The sequence below is a fragment of the Lottiidibacillus patelloidae genome (genome assembly GCF_002262935.1).
In the GTDB taxonomy this organism is placed as follows: domain Bacteria; phylum Bacillota; class Bacilli; order Bacillales; family SA5d-4; genus Lottiidibacillus; species Lottiidibacillus patelloidae.
In genome coordinates this window covers 98,415-117,215 of the sequence record NZ_NPIA01000003.1, presented here as the reverse complement: position 1 = coordinate 117,215, position 18,801 = coordinate 98,415, and the positions used below count along the sequence as shown (strand labels likewise).

The following is an 18,801-nucleotide window of genomic DNA, read 5'->3' as shown; positions in this document are numbered from 1 at the left end:
TCACTCCTTGTCATTACTTAGCATTGGAACCTTAATTCCTTTATCCTTTGCAACGTTTATCGCTTTTTCATATCCAGCGTCAACATGACGAATAACTCCCATACCAGGATCTGTTGTTAAGACTCTTTCTAATCGCTCTTTCGCTAAATCTGTACCGTCTGCAACAGCAACCATTCCTGCATGTAGGGAGTACCCCATTCCTACACCTCCACCATGATGGAACGATATCCAACTTCCACCTGCTGCTGTATTAATTAACGCATTTAAGATAGCCCAATCACCAACTGCATCACTGCCATCTTTCATAGCTTCAGTTTCCCTGTTTGGTGAAGCTACAGAACCGCAATCTAAATGGTCACGGCCAATAACAATTGGTGCTTTTAATTCTCCTGTACGAACTAATTCATTTATTGCAAGACCCATTTTCACTCGTTCACCATACCCTAGCCAACAAATGCGTGACGGTAATCCTTGAAAGGCAATTTTCTCTTGAGCCATATCAATCCAGCGATTTAATGGTTCGTTTTCTGGGAATAGTTCTTTTATCAATCTATCTGTGCGATGAATATCGGCTGGATCTCCTGATAATGCAGCCCAACGAAATGGCCCTTTTCCTTCACAAAATAATGGTCTAATATACGCTGGCACGAAACCTGGGAAGTCGAATGCATTTGCAATTCCTTCATCTTTCGCTACTTGACGGATGTTATTACCGTAATCAAATACAATTGAACCATTTTGTTGGAATGCTAGCATTGCTTCGACATGCTTTGCCATGCTTTCTTTTGCAAGTTTCACATATTGTACTGGGTTACTATTTCTTAACTTATCAGCTTCATTTACACTATATCCAATTGGCACATACCCGTTTAAAGGATCGTGAGCAGAAGTTTGATCGGTAACAATGTCAATTTCAACATTACGCTTTAATAATTCATGGTGTATTTCTGCGGCGTTACCAATTAAACCTATTGATAATGGTTCTTTATTTACTTTTGCTTGTATTGCTTTTGAAATTGCTTCATCAATCGAATCAGTCATCACATCACAATATTTTGTTTCTATTCTCTTTTCAATTCTCGATCTATCGACTTCTACAGCAATAACCACCCCGCCGTTCATTGTAACAGCTAAAGGCTGAGCTCCACCCATTCCACCTAAACCTGCAGTTAAAGTTATTGTTCCTTTTAGAGAGCCACCGTAATGCTTGTTAGCAATAGCCGCAAAAGTCTCATATGTTCCTTGTAAGATACCTTGTGTTCCAATGTAAATCCAGCTTCCAGCTGTCATTTGACCATACATCATAAGTCCAGCCTTATCGAGTTCATGAAAATGGTCCCAGTTTGCCCATTCAGGGACTAAAACAGAATTTGATAGAAGAACACGCGGCGCATGTTTGTGTGTTTTAAATACTCCGACCGGTTTACCCGACTGTACTAGCATCGTCTCATCGTTTTCCAAGTCTTTTAACGTCTGTTCAATTGCTTCGAAAGCTTCCCAATTTCTCGCAGCTTTGCCAATCCCACCATACACAACTAATTCTTCTGGCTTTTCAGCTACTTCAGGATCGAGATTGTTATGTAACATGCGAAGAGCGGCTTCTTGCTCCCACCCTTTACATTGTAAATCTGATCCATGATTAGCTTTTACAGTTCTCTTTAAATCTTTCATTTAGATTCCTCCCCTAATACTTGTTTCATATTATCTTTATGCGAACTTAATAATTCTTTTTCCGATTTAAGCCATTCACTCATAGTATGAATATCAGTTGAAAAAATTCGGTCTTTTATTATTGAAGGAACATGTTTTCTACCCTTTTCATACATGCTTCTAGTGATATCTGACATTTTGGAAACACCACGATACTCTACTGCTTGCATCGCACATATTGCTTCTATTGCTAGCACATTACGGACATTTGTGACTATTTGATAGGCATGCCTTGAGCCGATTGTCCCCATGCTAACGTGGTCCTCTTGATTAGCTGATGATGGAATTGAATCCACACTAGCTGGATGTGCAAGTGTCTTATTTTCTGAAACTAGTGAAGCGGCAGCATATTGCATAATCATTGCTCCAGATTGCAAGCCAGGTTGTGGGCTTAAAAATGGTGGTAAATCATTCAATTGCGGATTTACTAGTCTTTCAATTCTTCGTTCCGAAATATTTGCGAGTTCTGCCATTGCGATCCCAAGAAAATCCATCGCAAATGCAATTGGTTGACCGTGAAAGTTCCCACCTGATACAATTTTTCCCTGTTTCGTAAAAATTAGCGGGTTATCAGTAGCTGCATTCATCTCGATCTCTAATTTTTCTTTCACATAATTTAAAGCTTGCCATACTGCACCATGTACTTGTGGGATACATCTTAAAGAATATGCATCTTGTACTCTTATTTCCCCTTGTATCGTAATTAATTTACTAGTTTTTAAATATTCCCTAATTCTTTCTGCTACTTGGATTTGCTCAACATACCCTCTTGCTTGATGAATTTCATCTGTAAATGCATCAATAATGCCTTGCAAGCCTTCTATCGTCATTGCTGCAATTAATTCCGATTGATAAGCTAGTTTTTCAGCCTCTATGAAACTAACAATACCCATTGCTGTCATTGCTTGCGTGCCATTTATTAAGGCAAGCCCCTCTTTAGCTGTAAGCGTAATTGGTGAAATACCTTCCATAGCTAAAGCATCCTTGGCATCTACAATTTCCCCACGGTAAAATACTTTCCCCTCACCTAGCAACCCGAGTACTAAATGTGATAATGGTGCTAAGTCACCACTTGCACCTAATGAACCTTGCTGTGGAATAACAGGATGAATTTTCGCATTTAATAGATCAAGTAATGTTTCTATGACAATTGGCCTTACCCCTGAAAAACCCTTGATTAGTGCATTTGCTCGTAATAAAAGCATTGCTCGACTTACGACTTCAGGAAATGGTTCCCCGATACCACATGCGTGAGAATGGATTAAGTTTAATTGGAGTTCCTCCACATCTTTCCCTGCAATGAAAACATCACTAAATTTACCAAAACCAGTCGTAATACCGTAAACGACTTCTTCTTCTGAAACGATTCGCTCAACTTCTGCTCTACTTTTTTTAACAGCCTTCATGCTTTCGTCACACGCTTCAACAAAGCAAAATTCATACAATACTTTTTCAACATTTTTCAAAGTTAAATTATTACCTTTTAACGTTAATCCCATCTTCCCACCTGCTTTTTTGAGAATAAAAAAAAGACAACATGAACAAATAAGCGTTCATATCGCCTTCTATTAACTAATAACTAATAGGCTCATTTACATATGATTAATTCCTAATCCGAGCGTTTCATGCTCAAGACCTTTAACCGGAGCTCCAATAGTGCCATATAATGCTACAGCAACCCAGTCACCCTCTTGCTCATTTTCATAGGGATTACCACGAACGACAGCAAAACGTAATCCAACTGTTCGCAACACATCGCCTAACTGTACTTGCCCACGTGTAACACCATGCAAAGCTTCCATAATGGCATGATATAGCGCATGTGATTCACGATAAACATCTGTCTTAATAATGCCATTTTTCTTTGCTGCTGTCTCGATAGCTGCTACCACTTTATGAGAATCCATCGAACCTACTTTTCCTCGGCAACTTTGCCAATTCCCAGGTAAGTTAAATTCTTCACCTTCTTCTAACAAGGCTAACATGACAGCATTTTTTCCAATTCTTTGCTTTTCTACTTTTAGCATAGCTGCACTCACTTTTTACGAAATTTTCTAAATAAACTAATAACTAAATTTATTGTAAACCTTTTTTATCTTTTACGTCAATGATAATAACCACATTTTTCTAATACTTCTTTATTTTAAAAATAGACAATATGCTATATTATAAGGGATACACATTTAATAAAAGCGAGGTAATAAAATGACTACTGAACAATTAATTCTATTTACTCAACCTTCATGACCACCTTGTAATATCGTGAAAGAGTTTCTTTCACATCATAACGTTTCTTATGTAGAGTATGATGTAAGTACTGATACAGCAGCTCGAGATAAGATGGTTTTTACTTATGAAGCAATGTCTACACCCACTATTGTGTATAAAGATAAGGTATTAAGAGGGTTTTCCAAAGAAACTGCACGTGAATTAGAAAATTTATTTGGAGATAAATGATGGCCATATTAAGGCCATCATTTTTTAATTTAATTTCCTTAACTCAGAAAACACTAAATCATAATGATTTTTATCATTCGCATCGAAATCTTCATTTTTATAACGAATAATTCCGTTCATGTCTATAATAAAAACAGAGCGTTTTGCTACTAAGTTTTTTTCATCAAATACTCCATATGACTGGCATGTATTTTTATGCCAATCAGAACAAAGTGGATATGGCAATGTTCCTAAGCTTGCCGCAAAAACGTTATGAGCATAAATGTGGTCAACACTGATCGCAATTACTTCACAATTTAAGGACTCAAACTTCTGATAATCCTCTTTCCAAGAGGTTATTTCTTTTATTCATCCAGGTGTAAAGTCTAACGGATAAAATGCTACTAACACATTTTTCTTATTTCTATAATCTTCAAGTTTAAGTTTTTCTTTTGTTAAAGTAGATGATAGCTCAAATAGAGGTGCTTCACTTCCTACTTTTGCCTCCATAATTTTACCTCCTTTTCATTTATTAAAAGTACAGTTACTTGTACAATGCCACTATATGCGATAGTTAAAAGCTCGGGACTTAAATAACGACATTTGGGTTTATCTGATTAAAAACGATATTGAACGATTGGAATCCTAAGTATATGTAAATAAAATACTAAGTCTGCGTGTAAACATCGTCGACTTAGTACACTCTTTTTGCCCCCATGTAATATTGAGACCAGTAGGAATTGTCCATAGATACTGAGGCAATACCTTTTGAAGAAGTAGCTGAAATAAAGTTGCCATCTCCTTGATAGAAGCCAACATGTGATACTACTCCAGGTTCATTAACTCCAAAGAAAACTAAGTCACCTGGTTGCAAGTCTCCATAACTAACGGGTGTTCCCATTTTATATAAATTTCCTGAAGTCGTTCTAGGAATATCAATGCCGTGCTTATTTTGCATAAAATAAACAAACCCAGAACAATCGAAACCAGAAGGTGTAGAACCACCCCAAACATATGGAGTACCGATATAATTATTCGCGTCAGTAAGTAAATTGTTAATAACATTTATCCGGTCTGACTGTTCTACAACTGATGGTGCTGAAGAACTTCCCGGTATCTTTAAAGTCTGGCCGACATAAATCACATCTGATGATAGTCCATTTGTTGCTTTAATCTGACTTACACTTACATTAAAACGGTTAGCTATCTCTGATAACGAATCGCCAGAAACAACATTGTATGTTGTTGATTGCACTTCAGCACTTTCCGCTCCAGAAGGGACTTTTAATGTTTGACCAACATAAATCACATCTGAACTTAACCCATTGGCTGATTTAATTTGTTGAACCGTTGTTCCATACTTACTAGCTATCACTGAAAGAGAGTCTCCTGATTGCACTACATAATTACTATTAGCTATTGTGGCAGCTGAAGGTATTTCTAATGTTTGTCCTACATAAATCGTATCACTAGTTAATCCATTCACACTTTTGATTGCAGACACTGTTGTATCATTTCTCTGGGCAATCACTGATAATGAATCACCACTTTGAACTACATAGTTACTTGCATTTACTGTTGATGGAACTTGTAACGTTTGACCAATCCTTATTAAATCAGAAGATAAATTATTGGCATTTTTAATTTCAGCAACACTTGTGTTAAATTCGTTTGCAATACGATACAAACTATCCCCAGATTGAACTGTATACGTACTTGCACTCGTTGCCGCTGCTTCTACAGAAGTACTATTAAACACACCTGTAAAAGGTAATGTCGAAATTAAGATACCTCCAACCATCACCTTAACTGTATTTACTTTCAGATTTGGAAAACATTCCTTAATGTAAGAGGATACTTTCTGATTAAAAGTTAAATTGTCATCAGGATAACTTCCTAATTCCTTTGAGAATTCTGCCATGTTTTCATCTAAAAAGAGAATTATTGAATCCCCTTCGATTTTATGCCCTTTAATAAATTCCAATTTTTTCACCTACCTCCATATTATCTTTTCCACAAAATTACCTTTTATGAAATAAAAAAAACTACTTCTAATAAATAGAAAGTAGCTTTGATTTTAGCTTTATTATTTTAACTTTTCATTCTTGGGTCTAATGCATCACGTAATCCATCACCCATTAAATTAAATCCTAATACCGTTAACATGATCGCTAACCCTGGAAATATCATAGTCCAAGGTGCTTGTTGCATATACGTTTTCGCATCCGCTAACATCATTCCCCACTCAGGATCAGGCGGTGCTGCGCCAAGTCCTAAAAACCCTAGTGCAGCTGCTTCAATAATTGCAGTACCTATACTTAATGTTCCTTGAACAATAATGGGAGCTATACTGTTGGGAAAAATGTGGTGAACTATAATTCTTGAATGTCCCATCCCTTGTGATTTTGCTGCTAAAATGAATTCTTCTTCTTTTAAGCTAAGTACTTTTGAGCGAACTAACCGTCCGAAGGTTGGGATATTAATTACCGCGATAGCAATTAAAGCATTTTGTAACGACGGTCCTAAAACGGCTACAATTGCAATTGCTAACAAGATACTAGGGAAAGCAAGTAGGATATCAAATAACCTTGAAATAATTGTATCCACCCATCTTCCAAAGTACCCTGCCAAAATTCCTAAAGTCGTTCCAACAATAATTGACCCTAAAACGGAAAAAAAGCCAACCCATAATGAAATTCTAGCACCATAAATGACTCTCGATAAAATATCTCTACCAAAATCATCTGTCCCAAACCAATGCTTCGCAGATGGCGATTCTAATCTGTTTTCAAATGCTTGATCATTAATTCCGTGCGGTGCAATAACATCCGCTAATAAAGCAATCGTTACAAAGAAAATAATAATGGTCATTCCGACTAGAGCAATTTTATTCTTTCTCATTGCACGCCATGATTCTTGAAATGGGCTTTCAACTTGCGGTTCTTGCTTTATTTCTGGAAGTTTCTCTTTTAATTCTGGTAACATGCTCAACACACGCCCTCCTCTCTAGCTTGAAAATTAACGATATCTAATGCGTGGGTCAATCCAACTGTAAAGTAAGTCGACTAAAAGATTTATTGTTATAAAAATAGTGGCAACTACTAAAATCCCCGATTGAATAACTGGGAAGTCGCGCGTTCCGATTGCTTCATAAATATATCTACCGACTCCAGGCCAACTAAAAATGGTTTCTGTTAAAATTGCCCCACCTAATAATAAGCCTGTTTGTAACCCGATTATCGTAATGACAGGAATAAGTGCATTTTTTAAAGCGTGTTTATAAATAACAACTTTCATCTTTGCACCTTTTGCTCTTGCTGTACGGATATAGTCAGATCTTAATACATCCAACATACTTGACCTAGTTATCCTTGCTATGATTGCCATTGGAATTGTCGCTAGTGCAAAGCTCGGGAGAATTAAATGTCTAACAACATCCACAAACTGATCAATCCTGCCTTGAATTAACGTATCTATTAAATAAAAGTGAGTAATTGCTTCGACAGGATTTCGGACATTATCTCTTCCATACGAAGGGAGAATGTCTAGCTGTAATGCAAAAAACCATTGCTCCATTAATCCAAGCCAAAAAATTGGAATGGAAACACCAATCAACGCAAAGATCATAGCAGTGTAATCAAACCATGTATTTTGAAACCAAGCACTGATTATACCAGCGTTCATTCCAATTACTATTGCGATTATCATTGCCACAAACGATAGTTCCATCGTTGCAGCTAGATAAGGCCAAATTTCTTCGGCAATTTCTTTTTTTGTATGTAAAGAAACTCCTAGGTCACCAGTAACTAGGTTTTTAATATAATCCAAATATTGAATATGAAGTGGAAGATCAAGACCTAATTGTTTTGTTAATTGCTCAATAGCTTCTTTTGATGCTTGCTGGCCTAACATTACTTGTGCCGGATTACCTGGAATTGCATGAACGATTAAGAAAACAATAACTGTCATACCTAACAGTACTGGTAACACCATCATAATTCTTCTAATTGTATAGGAAAGCATCTGTATCCCTCCGTGAAGAAAAGAGAGGGAGATTTCTCCCTCTCCTGTCCTAAAATGACTTTATGTTATTTAAAGTAAACTTTTGTTAATTTATCAGAACCTGTAGGGTGTGGAGTAAATCCTTGTACTTTACTATGTGCCCCTAGAGCTGGTTTAGAGTGAACTAACGGAATCCAAGGTGCGTCTTCATGAATTATTTCTTGTGCTTCTTTATAAAGCTTAGTTCTTTCTGCTTCATCTGGAGTTGATTGAGCTTTAATTAATAAATCATGCACTTTATCACTTGAATAACGAGCATAGTTATTGCTGTCGATTGTATCTTTATCTAATAATACATAAAGGAAGTTATCTGCATCTCCATTATCTCCAGTCCATCCTAATAAGAATGAATCTGCTTCACCTTTACGTGCTAAATCTAAGTAAGTCGCCCAATCGTAAGACTTGATACGAGCATTAACTCCGATTTTTGCGAAAGATGCTTGGATTGCTTCAGCAACTTTTTTCCCATCAGGCATGTAAGGACGTGGTACTGGCATTGCCCATAATTCCATTGTGAATCCATCGCCATAACCAGCTTGTTTTAACAATTTCTTAGCCTTTTCTAAATCATATGGATATGGATCGATGTCGTCGTTATACCCTGCAATAATTGGCGGTAGTGGGTTCTTTGCTGGCTCAGCTTGGCCTTCATAGAACGCATCAATGATCGCTTGTTTATCAACAGCGTGGTTTAACGCTTGACGTACTAATTTGTTTTTCAGAGGTCCTTTTTCAACGTTAAGTCCTAAATAACCAACGTTCATTGAAGGTCGAGTAAAAACTTGATAATCTGCTTCTCCTTCAATTTTCGCAACATCACTAGGACTTACGCCATCCATTAGGTCAATTGCACCTGTTAATAATGCATTTAATCGCGACTGATTATCTGGAATTGATTGGAAAATAACTTTACTTAACTTAGGATATCCTTCCATCCAATAATCTTCGTTCTTTTCTAACGTAATTGTATCACCACGCTTCCATTCAACAAATTTGAATGGACCAGTTCCTACTGGGTTTTCACCATATTTATCACCGTGTTTCTCAATTGCTGTTGGACTTGCAATTCCGAATACAGGCATTGCTAAGTTCTTTAAGAATGGAGCTTGCGGACGTGTTAATGTAAATTGTACTTGATATGTATCAAGTGCCTTCACTTCTTTAATTACGTGACCAGCATCCCCTTCAAAACCACCAAACATTGACTTGTAGTAGTAATATTCGCCGTCTCCGCTCATCCAACGTTTAAAGTTAGATACAACAGCATCTGCATTAAAGTCAGTACCATCATGGAACTTAACTCCTTCACGTAAAGTAAATGTATACGTTAACGCGTCGTCAGAAACATCCCATTTAGTAGCTAATGCAGCTTGGATGTCTGTGTTATCATCACCATAATCAACTAAAGTGTCATAAATGTTCTTCGTAACTTTAATCGATTCCCCATCAGTTACTACAGCAGCATCTAATGACTTAGAATCTGCACCTCGTCCGTAAACAAGGATGTCGTCTGACGAAGAGCTAGAACTACAACCAGCTAATGCCATAGACAATACTAACAAAAGACTAAATGTTGCAATTAAACCTTTTCTTAACATTACTAATTCCCCCTTATGTTTTTTATCTATATCACTCGTTACTTGTCAGTTGGTTCCTTTTCATTAAAAAGATGACAAGCAACGTAATGACCTGGTTCAACTTCTTGGTACTTCGGTTTCTCAACTTTACAAATATCCATACACTCATAACATCTAGTATGGAATACACACCCGTTAGGAGGGTTTGCTGGAGAAGGGACATCACCTGTTAAAAGGATTCGTTCCCTCTTCACTTCAGGATTAGGAATAGGAACGGCAGACAATAAAGCTTTCGTATATGGATGTTTAGGATTTTCATAGACTTTATCACTTTCAGACATTTCTACTAATCCGCCTAAGTACATCACGCCAACTCGATCACAAATATGTCTAACTACACTTAAATCATGAGCAATAAACAAATAAGTTAAGTTAAACTTTTTTTGTAAATCTTTCATTAAATTTAAAATTTGTGACTGAATGGATACGTCCAACGCAGACACGGGTTCGTCTGCTACAATTAAGTTTGGATTTAATATTAAAGCTCTTGCTATTCCAATTCTTTGCCTTTGACCACCACTAAATTGGTGTGGGTAACGTTTGGCATAATCTCCATTTAAACCTACAACTTCAAGCATTTCACGAACCATTTTCTTTCTCTCTTTTTTCGTACCAATTTTATGCACAATTAAAGGTTCTTCTAAAATCTTTTCTACGGTGTGCCTCGGGTTCAATGATGCAAATGGGTCTTGAAAGATCATTTGCATATGTTTTCGTAACTTCCTTAACTTCCTTTCAGGTAATGATGTGATATTTTGATCTTTAAATTCAATTGATCCATCAGTAGGGTCGCTTAACCGCATTAACGTACGACCTGTAGTTGATTTGCCACATCCACTTTCCCCAACTAAACCAAACGTTTCACCTTCATATATCTCAAATGAAATATCATCCACTGCTTTTACAGGATTTGAAGAAATGGAAAATAATCCTTCCTCGACTGGAAAATACTTTTTTAAATTATTTACTTTTAGTAATGCATTTTTACTCACAAGCTTTACTCCCTTCTTCATCAAGCAACCAACAACGAACGGAGTGACTTGCGGAAGTTGATACTAAATGCGGGCTAAGGATATGACACTTACTAACCGCTTGTTCACAACGTTTATAAAACGCACAACCTTCTTTAATTGACCCAGGCTTTGGAACTTGCCCCTTAATGGAAAAAAGTTTTTCTTTTTTTACATCTAGTTGAGGAATGGAATGTAATAGCCCTTTTGTGTATGGGTGTTGTGGGTTTGCAAAAATTTCTTTTACTGTTCCTTCCTCAACAACTTTGCCAGCATACATAACAATGACTCGGTCACAAACTTCTGCCACTACTCCTAAATCATGCGTAATTAACATGATTGCTGTGTTCCGTTCTTCATTTATTTTTTTCATTAAATTTAAGATTTGTGCTTGTATTGTTACATCGAGAGCTGTTGTAGGCTCGTCTGCAATGATTAATTTCGGATTACAAGTTAAAGCCATAGCAATAACAATCCGCTGACGCATTCCACCAGAAAGTTGATGTGGATATTCCGTCATTAGTTGTTCTGCTCGAGGTAGTCCTACTTCTTTCATTATGTTTATTGCTTTTGTTGCAGCTTCTTTTTTGGAAATGTCTTGATGTATGAGTATTGCTTCAATCAATTGCTCACCTATCGTGAAGAGTGGATTCAAAGAGGTCATCGGTTCTTGAAAGATCATAGATATTTCGTTCCCGCGTATTTTCTGCATTTCGTTTTCGGAGCTATGTATTAAATCTTTTCCATTATATATAATTTCTCCACCAACAATCTTTCCAGGCGGTTGTGGAATCAATCCCATAATTGATAGAGAGGTGACACTTTTTCCGCAGCCAGATTCCCCTACTATTCCTACAATTTCTCTTTCGTTAATTTGAAAGCTAACATTATCTACTGCAGGTATTTCACCTTTATCAGTAAAAAAAGAGGTTCTTAGCTCCCTTACATTAAGAAGATGTGTCATTTTGTCATTCCCTTCCAAAAGAAAATCTATTAACAGTATATTAGACTAATTATCTAAATTTTCCTTCTTTTTAAATAAAAAAACATAGCTGAAATATCAGCTATGTTAATTTTACTAATTTAGTAGTAGAAGTATGATAGTTTTTTTAGTACTTTTGTATTAGCGTTGTTCAACACTATGTGCTTCAGTTTGATAAGGTAATGCATTTCCAGAAGGCTTATCTTTCGTATTAACCGTTACTTTTTGACCAGCTTCATATCCTTCAATTGATTCAACTTTAACCCAATAAAGGTTTGAATATTTGCTTTCTTGTACTAAAGTAATTGGAGATTTGTTGTAATCTCCCTCATCTTTAACATCGCCTTCAGCCACTAATATTTTTTTATCTCCTGAGCTAGTTTCAACAACTTTTAAGATTGTCCCTTCAATTGTAATTCCATTAGGGTTAGCCGCTCCATCTCCAGCACCTGGCTCTTCATATGTTTTCTTTTCTGCACAACCCGAGATAATTAACACTAACAACATTAAAACAAATCCAAATTTCAATTTCATTTCAATTTCCCCCTAATTTCATGTTTGTATGGTTACTATAAAATTATAGTAACACAGATATTTTAATTTTTAAATATTCAAAATTCTATTTTTTAAAAACTTTCATGGTATGTTAGGAATGAATATTACACAAATTGGATGTGACAACAATGATTAAAAGTACTTTACGAGCATATCGAGAAATGGACCGGAACATTTGGATTCGATTTATTGGTGAATCCATAAACAGTATTGCCTTCATGATGTTAATGCCTTTCTTCGCTTTATATTTAAGTGATAAAGTTGATTCATTATTTTTAGTCGGTATTATAATGGCAGTGTCTCCTGTTGCAGCTGTTTTCGGATCGTTTATTGGTGGTCGTTTCGCTGATATTTATGGAAGAAAACCGATAATGATTTTATCTATGGTCGGTAACGGAATTGTAATGATTGGATTTGTCTTTTATGACAGCTTTTTAGCTTTTCTAATATTATCTGCATTCTTCGGATTGTTCAATTCATTATTCCACCCGGCTGCTTCGGCAATGGTAGCTGATGTAACACCACCAGAAAAACGGACAGAAGCGTTTGGATTACTACGAATGGGACATAACATCGGTGCAGCTATCGGTCCTTTACTAGGAGCTTCAATCATCTTTTTATCGAAAGCAGTTGTCTTCATCATTGCTGGTGCTTCCGTCTTTCTTTACTCATTAATTGTTTTAATCTTTATTTCTGAAACGCTCCCTAAGGTTGATAAAGAAAAAGACAAAGAAGATGATACAACCGAAAAGCTTCCAAGTGCTATCCAAGTTCTCCTAATGGATAAAATATTATTATTGTTTATTTTAACAGGTGTCATTATATCTATGAGTTTCTCTCAAATGGAAGGAATGCTTCCATTACACTTTGCGATTGAATTCCCTAAATTTTCTGATGTGCAAAATCCATTTCCATATTTAATGGCATTTAACGGACTTTTGGTTGTCTTATTCCAATTTCCGATCTCTTCTTGGGTCAGTGATAAGCCAATTGGAAAAGTAATGTTTTATGGTGCCGGCTTATTTGGACTTGGTATATTAGCAATCGGATACTTACCACGTTTATTCTCATCATTAGACATGTCTTTTGTACAAGTAATTCTTTGGCTGTTACTTGTTTATGGGATTTATACATTTGGCGAAATGTTAATGTCTCCTGTGCAGATGACTTTCGTAGCTAATTTAGCTCCCGAAAATTTACGCGGTACTTACATGGGGGCTTCTGGCTTACAATGGATTTTAGGAGGTGCTTTAGGGCCCCTTCTAGCTGGATGGCTACTAGATATTAATTTAGGAATAGTCTTATTTTCCATTCTAGGAATTGGCTGTATAGTTGCGGGTATCGTTTATATTTCTTTGGATAAATTGGTTGCCAATCGAAGTCATTAAAAATTAAAAAAGTTGATCAATTTAGAGTGTACATCTCTTTTTGATCAACTTTTTTGTATTCCTATCTTCATTCTTCAACCTTAGCCTCAACTTGGATCACTTATTTTTTTTGTAACGTTTTATTAACTATATACTCCCAAATAGACCAAGGTAAGATTCTTTTAATAATTATTGTACTTCTAACTCCTTTTCCAATTGAGTAGCGTAACTTCGGTTTTCTTTTCTTTATTACTTTGACCACTAGATCTACTACATCTTTAGGATTGCCTAACCTTGTCTGACCCGATTTTACTTGTACCATCAAACGTTGGCCCATCTTATAATAGGGTGATTCTTCATTTATTTCGATATCCATTCCTTTTGACCAAATGTTTGTACTATAAGAACCTGGCTCAATTAAGACTACATGAATACCGAACGGTTTTAGTTCTAATCTCATACTTTCACTTAAACCTTCTAAAGCATGCTTGGATGAGACGTAAGCTGCTAGCCCCGGAAATCCTATCAATCCACTAATACTACTCATATTAACAATCGTTCCCGAGTTTTGTTTCCTCATTAAAGGTAGAACCACTTTTGTAACTGAAGCCACACCAAACACATTTGTATCAAATTGCTCTTTTAATTCTTGCAATGGTAATTCTTCTATAAAACCACTTTGTGCGTAGCCAGCGTTATTAACCAATACATCAACCCTGGAAAATTGATTTAGATTCATTTTAAAGTTTTCTATTGATAATTGTTCACTTACATCTAATTTGAACAAATGAATATTGTTTATTACTCCTTCTTTTGTTGCAAGCTTTATTAGCTCTTCTGATTTATTTAAATCTCTCATAGTAGCTAATACATCGTAACCTATTTTTGCAAGTTCAATTGAAATGAATAAACCGAATCCACTTGATGAACCTGTCACTACAGCAACTTTATTCATTATTAATCCGCCCTGATAACTCACATTGTTGAATAAGTTCCCTTAAATTTTCTTGGTTATAATTAATATCTATTCCTTTTTTATTAATTAAATAGTTTACTAATGTCTCTTCATCCATTTTGTAAGTCTGTAATAATCCACGGATTATTGTTCCTAAATATTCTTTTGAAGGTGATTTATAATCAATCACCTCTTCATCCCAATTTGCAGTAAAAGTAAAGATTGGATACCCCTCTTCATCACCTAAGTAAACTACATTTCCATACCATGATTCTTCAAAAAGATGATTTCGTTTAGACTTAACATTTTCTAGGTCTAATGATACTTCAATATTGCGATTCTCTTGACTAACAACATCAATGAATTGGTCTTTTGTAATTAAGTACATTCTCCCTAAAGTCTGGTCATTATTTGACTGTCCACCGATAAATGCAACCCCACCATCTCCCCATCTAGCTGCTTCTTTAGCAAAATATAATGGATGTGAAATTAAAATTTGACGATCGTCTTTTGGAAGTGAGTTATCTCTACACCCAGGTTCTGTATCTAAAGAACCTTCTGGGCGTCCACCTGTTATATAGCAAAGAAATCTTTCCTTTAATAAATTGGAGCCGTAACTTGCATACCAAACGCATTCTTCCATAATATACCACCTATAAATTTATAATTATATATTCTACAGTATAATTTCCTCAAAAGTGTCATAAATCCTTTTCCCAAAATATACTATTAATAACTTAGCAGTTAGAGAGGCGTGGTATTTTGCACTTTTTTAGTCCATCGAAAGGGAAAATTTCAATACAAGAACTACTTACAGAACTCTCTTTGTACATTCAAGATTCCTCACCAAGTAACTATAAAATAATCATAGGAACAGATTCTCAAACATATAAAGATAAGACAATCTTTGTTACTGCTGTAATTATTCAACGATTAGGGAAAGGTGCTCGATTCTTCTATAAGAAGAAGAAACAAAAACCGATTCATGATTTACGTACTAGAATTTACACAGAAACCGAACTAAGTTTAAAACATTTAAATTCCCTAAAGGAAAAAGGATTGGCAAATTTATTTGCGAAGTACCCAGTAGAAGTACATGTAGACATTGGTCGAAATGGTGATACGAGACAACTCATCCATGAAGTAGTCGGATGGGTAACAGCTGTAGGTTATACTGCAAAGATAAAACCTGATTCATTTGGGGCAAGCTCAGTAGCAGATAAATTCACAAGTTAAAATACTTGTCGAAATTATTAGAATATTGTAGTATAATAGTTTTAAAATTATGCATTGATTGGATGTGATGTAATTGAAAAAAATTGCTTGGATTACTGATAGTACTGCATACTTATCACCAGAACTTAAAAATCACCCTGACATCTATGTACTTAACACGACCCTTCATTTTAACGATGAAATATATAAAGATGAAGAGTTAACGACAGAAGAACTATATGAAATGCTTAGCAAAGCGAAAACAGTTCCGAAAACCTCTCAACCTCCGATCGGTGACTTTTTATCATTTTATGAAAAAATTTGTAATGAATATGATTTGGCAATAGCTGTTCACGTTTCAGGTAAGTTAAGTGGAACATATTCAACAAGTGAACAAGCTTCTAAAATGGTTGAATTCCCTATTACTGTTATTGATTCAAAGGTACTTTCTTACCCTTTAACAGACATGCTTTTCACTGGTATAAATGCTCATGAACAAGGAAAATCACTAGATGAAGTGTTAGAGTCAATAAATAATTTAGTGAATGCCTATGAAACATATGTATTAATTGGAAGCTTAGATCAACTTCATAAAAGTGGCCGCATGAATACAACTCAATATTTACTTGGAAACCTATTAAGTGTGAAACCAATCATTCAATTAGAAGATGGCAAGATTGAAGTAGTAGAAAAAGTTCGTACTGATAAAAAAGCATTAAAGAAAATATATGATCGCCTATCAGCTACGAAACAAGAAAAAAATCTTAGTAAGATTTTTATTTTGCATTGTAATGCTATCGAACGTGCAAATGAAATTAAAGAAGAATTACAATCGCTTCATCCAGAATTATCTATTCAAATCTCACCTTTAAGCTCAACTGTAGGTGTCCATACAGGAGAAGGAACCATTGCAATAAGTTGGATATAATTAATTAAGCTGATTTTTTTAAAAAAAAGCCTCCATATTAAAAATGAAAAAATCCCACTTGAGATAAAAGTGGGATTTTTTCGTTACATACTTTTTTTCATACGAACTTGTTCTAAAACTAAATTAAATTTACACTTCTCAAACAACTCAATAATTCCGTTCTCACTTGATAAATTAAAACCAACCATTGAGCCATTATGATCCAACTTATTAAATAATTCCATTAGTAAATGAACAAAAACGTCATTACCGTTTTCTCGTAAAACTGGATTCAATTCACTTTGGTATAATACAATTGACTGTAATTCTCCTGTTGGAGTATAACTTTCTTTAAATAAAATATAACCAGATGAAGTACCATTCCTCAATAGTTCTATAACTCTACCATCTTTAATACTATCAACTTGAGTCTGCCATGCAGTATCGGTGTTATAGTAATTGATACTTTTAGCATAAGCTGATGGGTTTTCACTTAAAGAGAAATTAAATTCATTCTGTGGTTTATCAAGTAATTGCTGGCCTTTATGTTGGTAAAACTGCAACATATCTACTGTTTTATAGCCGAATTTTTCATACGTTTTAATCGCATTTGTATTTCCTTTAATTGCTTCTAAAGTTGCAAGGTGAACGCCCTCATCTTTGTATAGTGCTAAAGATTGTTCAACCAATTCACTTCCAATTTTTTTACCCCTGTACTCTGGAGCAATTGCAGTCCCACCATTCCAAGCAACTACTTTATCTTCCATATTTCGAAACCCATTTAACAATATTCCAACCGGATTTTGCTTATCGTAGGCGATTAAAGATCTTTCTGGACATAATTCTTCGGCAGTCATTCTATGTAAAAATTGTTTAATATTCATTTGAACATTGACTGCGTACCCTTCAAATCCCCGATTCCATGCATTAATTACATCATGTAATGAACAGTCAATAAGCTTTTTGTAAGAAATCATTACACCACTCCTTCGTTTTGATTATCTGTAGCTAAAAAGTTCTACAAATAAATCTATATTCCTTTAATAATACATACTTACTTATAAAAATAATAAAAGCTCCCTTTATAAGAGAGCCTTTACATTTCACTATTCAAATTGTTATTTTCATTCTTATGTATTGCTTCTTTGTACAAATGAACAAAAAGTGCAATACTGCACGTCGTATACAATATAACAAAGGTTACTACGTAGTATATATTGAAAAACAAACAAAACAATGATAGTAACTGAAAAAATACGATTCCACTGACATATAAATGCTTCCTAGTAATATGATCCTTTATTTTTAAGAAAACTATTAATTTGTTTACAATTGTATCTCGAATTTTTTGCAAATCACTCACTTCAACTTTCTTAAGATATGTTCCAATTAACGTTAAATACTTCATCATATCATCCTCCGAAAATAATAGACTTTATCTCTATTATTTCCAAATTGCTAGTCTTTAAAACATCGTTAATTTATTCGCCTTACAAACCGTATATTTCTAAACTCACCATCTGTTAATAACTCTATTTCGACTAACTTTCCTTTTAAGTCATTCAAAGCTTGCTCTAACTCTTCAGGTGAAGATGGGCGATATCCTAGCTGTTTAAGTTCACGTCTTAATATGTTAAAACCTCCATCTGTTTCAATATGGCTGAATTTAGTAGGTAACGTACCTTTTACATCATCAATAATTGTTAAGTCCCAGCGAATTGGTTTTGTTTGCGTTCTCGTTTTCTCCCGCAAAAAACCTTCTACTCTAACAATGTAATTCCCATCAGCTATCTCAATAAACTTATTTCTTAAATCTTCAAATAATGACATGTTACCACACTCCTTCGAAAACATTCCTACTACCATTCTACGAGTTAGGATTTAAGTTTATTCTCAGAAAACTTGTGTGATGAACATTCTATTGAAATGGAACAAATATCATTGCAAAAAAAAAAGAGCAAAGAG

Annotated in this window: 20 protein-coding genes; 4 read left to right on the top strand and 16 right to left on the bottom strand. The window is 35.1% G+C overall.

Annotated features, from left to right (window positions below):
* From hutU to hutP, 3 genes are all read right to left on the bottom strand, one after another.
* Positions 1-1,671: a urocanate hydratase gene (gene hutU, locus CIB95_RS07070; RefSeq protein ID WP_094923684.1), complete on the bottom strand. Its 1,671-nt coding sequence runs from the start codon at positions 1,669-1,671 to the stop codon at positions 1-3.
* Positions 1,668-3,209, bottom strand: a complete 1,542-nt coding sequence (hutH, locus tag CIB95_RS07065; protein WP_094923682.1) for a histidine ammonia-lyase — start codon at positions 3,207-3,209, stop codon at positions 1,668-1,670. The genes hutU and hutH overlap by 4 nt, the downstream gene beginning before the upstream one ends.
* A gap of 93 nt (positions 3,210-3,302) precedes the next feature.
* Positions 3,303-3,737 (bottom strand): hut operon transcriptional regulator HutP, encoded by a 435-nt coding sequence (gene hutP, locus CIB95_RS07060; RefSeq protein ID WP_094923680.1) that lies wholly within the window; start codon positions 3,735-3,737, stop codon positions 3,303-3,305.
* 232 nt (positions 3,738-3,969) lie between these two features.
* Between hutP and CIB95_RS07055 the strand changes: the two genes are divergently transcribed.
* Complete coding sequence (locus CIB95_RS07055; protein ID WP_094923678.1) at positions 3,970-4,167, top strand: glutaredoxin domain-containing protein; 198 nt, start codon at positions 3,970-3,972, stop codon at positions 4,165-4,167.
* 24 nt (positions 4,168-4,191) lie between these two features.
* Here CIB95_RS07055 and CIB95_RS07050 read toward each other — a convergent pair whose 3' ends face one another.
* From CIB95_RS07050 to CIB95_RS07010, 8 genes are all read right to left on the bottom strand, one after another.
* Positions 4,192-4,656 carry a redoxin domain-containing protein gene (locus CIB95_RS07050; RefSeq protein WP_233143956.1) on the bottom strand — a complete coding sequence of 155 codons (465 nt, stop codon included), beginning with the start codon at positions 4,654-4,656 and terminating at the stop codon, positions 4,192-4,194.
* 184 nt (positions 4,657-4,840) lie between these two features.
* Entirely contained in the window at positions 4,841-6,139 is a 1,299-nt protein-coding gene (locus CIB95_RS07040; RefSeq protein ID WP_233143954.1) for a C40 family peptidase, read from the bottom strand.
* 98 nt (positions 6,140-6,237) lie between these two features.
* Positions 6,238-7,131, bottom strand: a complete 894-nt coding sequence (gene nikC, locus CIB95_RS07035; protein ID WP_094924206.1) for a nickel transporter permease — start codon at positions 7,129-7,131, stop codon at positions 6,238-6,240.
* Positions 7,132-7,164: 33 nt separating this feature from the next.
* Positions 7,165-8,169 carry an ABC transporter permease gene (locus CIB95_RS07030; protein ID WP_094923672.1) on the bottom strand — a complete coding sequence of 335 codons (1,005 nt, stop codon included), beginning with the start codon at positions 8,167-8,169 and terminating at the stop codon, positions 7,165-7,167.
* A 65-nt stretch (positions 8,170-8,234) separates the two neighbouring features.
* Positions 8,235-9,806, bottom strand: a complete 1,572-nt coding sequence (locus CIB95_RS07025; RefSeq protein WP_094923670.1) for an ABC transporter substrate-binding protein — start codon at positions 9,804-9,806, stop codon at positions 8,235-8,237.
* A 38-nt stretch (positions 9,807-9,844) separates the two neighbouring features.
* Positions 9,845-10,837 (bottom strand): ABC transporter ATP-binding protein, encoded by a 993-nt coding sequence (locus tag CIB95_RS07020; protein ID WP_408607198.1) that lies wholly within the window; start codon positions 10,835-10,837, stop codon positions 9,845-9,847.
* On the bottom strand, positions 10,830-11,819 hold the full coding sequence (locus tag CIB95_RS07015; RefSeq protein ID WP_094923667.1) for an ABC transporter ATP-binding protein: 990 nt from the start codon (positions 11,817-11,819) through the stop codon (positions 10,830-10,832). The genes CIB95_RS07020 and CIB95_RS07015 overlap by 8 nt, the downstream gene beginning before the upstream one ends.
* Before the next feature lie 159 nt (positions 11,820-11,978).
* A complete protein-coding gene (locus CIB95_RS07010; protein ID WP_094923665.1) occupies positions 11,979-12,371 on the bottom strand; it encodes a DUF3221 domain-containing protein in 393 nt (130 codons plus the stop codon).
* 152 nt (positions 12,372-12,523) lie between these two features.
* On the opposite strand from CIB95_RS07010, the gene CIB95_RS07005 reads away from it, so the two are divergent.
* On the top strand, positions 12,524-13,780 hold the full coding sequence (locus CIB95_RS07005; RefSeq protein WP_094924204.1) for an MDR family MFS transporter: 1,257 nt from the start codon (positions 12,524-12,526) through the stop codon (positions 13,778-13,780).
* A gap of 100 nt (positions 13,781-13,880) precedes the next feature.
* On the opposite strand, the gene CIB95_RS07000 is transcribed toward CIB95_RS07005, so the two are convergent.
* Positions 13,881-14,714, bottom strand: coding sequence for an SDR family oxidoreductase (locus tag CIB95_RS07000; RefSeq protein ID WP_094923664.1), 834 nt, complete (start codon positions 14,712-14,714; stop codon positions 13,881-13,883).
* The gene (locus CIB95_RS06995; protein ID WP_094923662.1) at positions 14,707-15,357 is read right to left on the bottom strand and encodes a hypothetical protein; all 651 of its coding nucleotides are present in this window, start codon (positions 15,355-15,357) and stop codon (positions 14,707-14,709) included. The genes CIB95_RS07000 and CIB95_RS06995 overlap by 8 nt, the downstream gene beginning before the upstream one ends.
* Before the next feature lie 119 nt (positions 15,358-15,476).
* Between CIB95_RS06995 and CIB95_RS06990 the strand changes: the two genes are divergently transcribed.
* A complete protein-coding gene (locus CIB95_RS06990; RefSeq protein WP_094923660.1) occupies positions 15,477-15,950 on the top strand; it encodes a ribonuclease H-like YkuK family protein in 474 nt (157 codons plus the stop codon).
* A 73-nt stretch (positions 15,951-16,023) separates the two neighbouring features.
* Complete coding sequence (locus tag CIB95_RS06985; protein WP_094923658.1) at positions 16,024-16,857, top strand: DegV family protein; 834 nt, start codon at positions 16,024-16,026, stop codon at positions 16,855-16,857.
* Positions 16,858-16,940: 83 nt separating this feature from the next.
* Here the strand turns inward: CIB95_RS06985 and CIB95_RS06980 are convergent, their stop codons facing one another.
* The 3 genes from CIB95_RS06980 to CIB95_RS06970 all read right to left on the bottom strand — a co-directional run bounded on the left by CIB95_RS06980 (position 16,941) and on the right by CIB95_RS06970 (position 18,666).
* Positions 16,941-17,813 (bottom strand): GNAT family N-acetyltransferase, encoded by an 873-nt coding sequence (locus CIB95_RS06980; RefSeq protein ID WP_094923656.1) that lies wholly within the window; start codon positions 17,811-17,813, stop codon positions 16,941-16,943.
* 119 nt (positions 17,814-17,932) lie between these two features.
* Positions 17,933-18,247 (bottom strand): hypothetical protein, encoded by a 315-nt coding sequence (locus CIB95_RS06975; RefSeq protein WP_142296476.1) that lies wholly within the window; start codon positions 18,245-18,247, stop codon positions 17,933-17,935.
* Positions 18,248-18,312: 65 nt separating this feature from the next.
* On the bottom strand, positions 18,313-18,666 hold the full coding sequence (locus CIB95_RS06970; RefSeq protein ID WP_094923653.1) for a hypothetical protein: 354 nt from the start codon (positions 18,664-18,666) through the stop codon (positions 18,313-18,315).
* Positions 18,667-18,801 lie beyond the last annotated feature (135 nt).